Source organism: Carnobacterium sp., from assembly GCF_040274425.1.
In genome coordinates this window covers 1-5,268 of sequence record NZ_JBEMBC010000119.1, presented here as the reverse complement: position 1 = coordinate 5,268, position 5,268 = coordinate 1, and the positions used below count along the sequence as shown (strand labels likewise).

Genomic DNA, 5,268 nt, shown 5'->3' with positions numbered 1-5,268 from the left:
AAAGCCATCCATCAACATACATTGGCTTTAACTAGCAAATATTTTGCTGAACTAAAAGAAGATTACATTCCAACGGGTACCTTGTTGCCTGTAAAGGGTACACCCTTTGATTTTACAACTGCAGACACTGTAAACAAAGGTTTTGAGAGCACACATCCCCAAAACAAATTAGTTTCTGGATATGATCATCCTTTTGTTCTAGAACATCTTGCTGATAAACCTGAGGCCACCTTGTATGACCAAAAGAGTGGAAGACGCGTTCAGATGGTGACAGATCGAGATGCTGTTGTTATCTTCGCCGTCAACACATTAGATGGGCGACACACTAATGAAGGAACATCTGAAGAACATTATGCAGGAATTACGTTAGAAGCTCAAAATTTACCAAATGCAATCAACCAAAAGGACTTTGGTAAAGTGACCCTCTCACCTGATGAAATTTTTCAATCTGAAACAACTTACCGCTTTGATACAATGCTATAATAAATAAATGGAAAGTGGTGAGATTATGGCAACTATTAAAGACATTGCCGAAAAAGCGGGTGTTTCGAGTGCAACCGTATCTCGTGTATTAAATTATGACGAGACATTATCAGTAGGTGATGAAACAAAAAAACGAGTATTTGAAGTTGCTGAAGCGTTGGAATATACAAAATACCAAAAGAAAAAAGCAAACAAACAAGGCAAATTAGCCATCGTTCAATGGTACACAGAAAAAGAAGAGCTCGATGACCTCTATTACTTGTCTATCCGTTTAGGTGTAGAAAAAAGAGCAGAAGAAATGAACTATGAAATCGTCCGTATTTTTCAAAATACAGATTTTGAAATGAATTCATCTATCGAAGGCATTATAGCGATTGGAAAATTTAGTGATTCTCAAGTAAATAAACTCACTTCATGGACAGAAAATATCTGTTTTGTTGATTTTGATCAACTCCATCGTAAACTAGACTCGGTTGTCATCGATTTTGAGCAAGCAGTAAATTCTGTTTTGGATTACTTTTGTACAAACGGTTACCAAAATATTGGTTTGATCGCTGGGCAAGAAAATTTTGGAGATAGATCTAAACCAATCATTGATAAACGAACCACTATTTTCGAGAATTACATGAATCAAGTTGGAATATATCAGGAAAAATATATATTCACAGGCGCATTTAATGTTACATCTGGTCAAGAATTAATGAAAAAAGCGATTGAAACCTTAAAAGACGATTTACCAGATGCCTTTTTCATTTCAAATGACTCCATGGCAATCGGTTGTTTGAGGGCTTTACAAGAAGCAGGCATCTCAGTTCCAGAACGAGTTAGCCTTATAGGATTCAATGATATAAGCGTAGCTAAATACATCTATCCCACATTAAGTACAGTAAAAGTCTATACCGAATTAATGGGCGAAACCGGTTTTGACCTATGGTTAGACAAATTGACTACTGAAAGAACGGTCGCAAAAAAAGTGACCTTATCGACAGATTTAATTCTACGCGAAAGCACTAGATAATATTTTACAGTCCTTTAAAAAGAGATCATCTTAGTATTCTGCTGAATATTAAGATGATCTCTTTTTAATGTTAGAAAATCTCTAACAATATTGGTTAGTTTAATCAAACGTAATATATGCTTGTTTGTTTCGCTTCAATGAATCCACTATATTTTTACCAGTCTCATCCCATTCAATCATTCGATAATAAGCATCATGATAAAAAATAAATTTATACTGATTCGCGTAAGCTTCTTTCATCCATTTCTCTTTGTTAAACACGGATGTCATTGGATAATCATCATAAGCTAAGACCCATAAAGGATTTTGGTGTGCATGTGTTGGCATAATATCAGCCATATGCAACAGCGTTTCACCTTTTTGTGTCAGTCTGATTACTGCATGCCCTTCACTGTGGCCTCCTGTATGGATCATTTCAATTCCCGGTACTACTTCAAGTGATTCTTGATAAGTAATGACCTGATTTTGGATAGGTTCCCAGTTTTCTTTCCAGTACGTACTTTTGGAGCGAATATTCGGATGTCTCATTTCATCCCATTCAATCTCATTAACGTAAATATCTGCATTTGGAAAAGTAGAAACTAGCTCCCCATTTTCCGAATGTGTTAATCCGCCGGCATGATCAAAATGTAAATGTGTCATCAATAATGCATCAATGTCATTAACGGTCAATCCAAGTTCTGCTAGACTTTCCTTCATCTTCGTCTCTTCTACAACCCCATAATTGCGTCGTTGTTTGTCTGACAACTTCCCTTGTCCTACTCCAGCATCAATCAAGTAATTCTTATTCTGATATTGGATTAAAATTGAATCGGTCGGCAATTCGATTTGATTTTTTTCATTGACCGGATACTTACGTGACCACAATGGTTTAGGCACTACACCAAACATCGCTCCTCCATCCATAGAAGTGATTCCACCATCCATCCATGTTAATGTCATCTCATGAAATTTCAAAGTATCCATTGATATCCTCCTTATGTAAAAAAACGTTTCAAATCATTTCAATTGATTATACGCATACTTTTTTGTTATTTCAAAGAAATTTTTTTTGAATTCACATTGTTTAATAAAAATGTTCATGAGAAGAACTTTTTCAACAAAAAAAACAGGTTCAAAGTTTTTTACTTCGAACCTGTTTTTAAAATTTTTAACGTTTAATTCCTAATATATCTTCCTTTGCATGAACCAATTGAGTGATCAATTGACTATATGGTGCTTCAAATCCTTTAGCTTCAGCTTGCTTTGCAACTTCTCCATTCAAGAAGTCGATCTCAGTTAGACGCTTGTTCTTTAAATCTTGGTGCATAGAAGGATAATGTTCGCCCACTTTTTCAGCTGTTCCTTTTAAATAATTTACAGTTTCCTCAACGTCTATCTGTACGCCTTCAGTTTCGGCTACACGAGAAAATTCGCTGACAATTTCTTTATTTAATTGTTCGATTTGGGAAGTTTCGAATAGTTCTTTGATATTGCAATCTAACAATGAACAAAGAGCGTTCATCGTCCCATTCACACAAGCTTTTCTCCAAGTTGTAAAGTTAACATTTTGGCTGTATACTCCATTCAAACCACAATCTGCCATCATTTTTACAACTTCACGTGTACCTTCTTCTTCATTTTCATCACTGTTTTGAACTTCGACTGGACCTTCTCCCATAAAGTGAGTTTTACCTGGGGCATCTATTCCACCAGTCCACAAGGTTGTTCCCATAATAATATTCTTTTGAGGAATGTATTCTGAAATAGTCGTTGCATGACCTAGGCCATTTAATAGACAAACCACTTTTGTATCTTCTGTCAGCATATGTTTGATTTTTTCTAACATCTGTCTTAATCCCATTGATTTAGTAAAAATAAAAACTGTATCAAATGTATCTTTGATTTCTTCTGGCTTCCCTATTGGGATAATGACATTATCTTCTTTTCCATTAACTGTGATGGACAAACCGTTTTCTTTGATAGCATTAATATGGTCATCCCAAAAATCGATTAATGTAACGTCGTTTCCATCTTTTTTCATCATATATCCAAATCCGCATCCTAAAGCGCCTGAGCCTGCAATTGCTATCTTCATTTTATTATTCCTCCATTTTATCGTTATCTATTAGTTAATTAATTTGAAGCAGGGATAAATTTAAAGATCTCATCTTCATAGATGTGTAAGAATTTACTACACACCATATCGATAATAAATCCTCCAACAAAAGGTATTACAAAGTAAGCTAACAGAACATTAAGTAAACCAGTTCCCATGTTAAAAGCTTGAATAGGTCCAACTAATCCTACAATTCCAAACCCAGCAGTTTGTGGAGTTCCATGAATCGTTAACATATATACACCAATACCTGAGATAACTGCATTTATAACTACTGGTATCATTATTTTTGGATATTTGATCAAATTAGGAATCATCATTTTCATAGCACCAAGTAAAATGGCTAATGTTGTTCCTGATTGGTTAATTCTTAAAGACCCAATGACTAAAATCGCTGTACAAGCTGTCACACCTACTGCAGCAGCACCAGCACCTAACCCGGCAACACCAATAGCAATTCCAATCGCTACTGTTGAGATTGGTGAGATAATTAAAATTGAGAATGCTACAGATATTAAAATAACCATCAATAAAGGTTGTAGAGTAGTAAAACTATTGATCAGTTCTCCAATTGAAGAAGTAATGATGCCAACATAAGGCAACATGATCAAACCAATCGTTCCTACACCAGCACCAACGATAATTGGCATAAGGATCAACGTTAATGAACCTAAGCGACCTTGCAGCAAACGCGTAACAAAAACTGCTATTGCGGAAACCAGCATAACATTAATCAAATCACCAATACCAACCAGTTGAACACCAGCTTCGGTAACTTTATAAGCACCTGAACCTAAGAAGGCTGCTGCACCAACAATTACACTTTCCATTCCATTCATTTTAAATTGCATTGCTACGAGAACTCCAATAATAGCTGGTGTAATGAATTGCATAATCGTCACTACGCTTGATAATAATACAAATATAGAACCATAAGGAATAAGTGCTTTAAAGATGGACCCCAATATCGCATTGGCAATTAGCCCAATAACGATTCCTGATGCTGTTCCTCCTAATACTTTGTTCAAATAATCTTTACCAGTATATTTTACTCTTTCTTCCATTAAACTCAACCTTTCTTATGTTTACTATATGAATAATTAATCAACATTCATAACATTGTTAACTGATTCACTAATATTCTTTACTAGTTAAATTTATCACAAACTAAAAGTTATTTCAATGATTATTTTTTCTTTTTTGTCTTTTCAAAAACACGCTATTTATTTCAAAGTAAATCCACATGTTATTTTATTTTAAAAATAACATTGATAAAATCTCGTTTTAACAGGATATTTCTTTTGTTATGATAATTACCCAATGTTAATATATTTAGTTTATAATCGTATTAACAGGCTGAATTAATTTCCTACATTTTAGATTAATCTATTTGCTCATTTTTTATCAATTTATCTTTTCTCCCTAATTATTAACCTATACCTGTTATACTTATTTTCTATTTAGTGTATATATAAACATAAAAAATTAATATCATTTAGGCTTCTATTAGAAAACACACATATAAATAAAAACTGTTCTTTTATTTATGTATGTGTTTTGGTAAACTAAAAAAAGAATAAAAGCGTTTTAAAAATTGAACTGGTCCCTGTCAAGTAGACAGTGTAAAAAATAAAAACATATTTGTTTTAGACTTATGCTATGTGCATAA

General features: G+C 33.8%; 5 protein-coding genes. 2 read left to right on the top strand and 3 right to left on the bottom strand.

From position 1 onward, the window contains the following. A partial coding sequence (locus ABS911_RS14045; protein ID WP_502880552.1) for an aldose epimerase family protein occupies positions 1 to 483 on the top strand: 483 nt, incomplete at its 5' end. A 25-nt stretch (positions 484 to 508) separates the two neighbouring features. Then, positions 509 to 1,501, top strand: coding sequence for a LacI family DNA-binding transcriptional regulator (locus ABS911_RS14040; protein WP_350468074.1), 993 nt, complete (start codon positions 509 to 511; stop codon positions 1,499 to 1,501). Positions 1,502 to 1,600: 99 nt separating this feature from the next. On the opposite strand, the gene ABS911_RS14035 is transcribed toward ABS911_RS14040, so the two are convergent. The 3 genes from ABS911_RS14035 to ABS911_RS14025 form a co-directional block, all read right to left on the bottom strand. Continuing rightward, positions 1,601 to 2,467, bottom strand: a complete 867-nt coding sequence (locus ABS911_RS14035; protein ID WP_350468073.1) for a YtnP family quorum-quenching lactonase — start codon at positions 2,465 to 2,467, stop codon at positions 1,601 to 1,603. 184 nt (positions 2,468 to 2,651) lie between these two features. Beyond that, positions 2,652 to 3,578, bottom strand: coding sequence for a 2-dehydropantoate 2-reductase (locus ABS911_RS14030; RefSeq protein WP_350468072.1), 927 nt, complete (start codon positions 3,576 to 3,578; stop codon positions 2,652 to 2,654). A gap of 38 nt (positions 3,579 to 3,616) precedes the next feature. Next, a complete protein-coding gene (locus tag ABS911_RS14025; RefSeq protein ID WP_350468071.1) occupies positions 3,617 to 4,663 on the bottom strand; it encodes a PTS sugar transporter subunit IIC in 1,047 nt (348 codons plus the stop codon). Positions 4,664 to 5,268 lie beyond the last annotated feature (605 nt).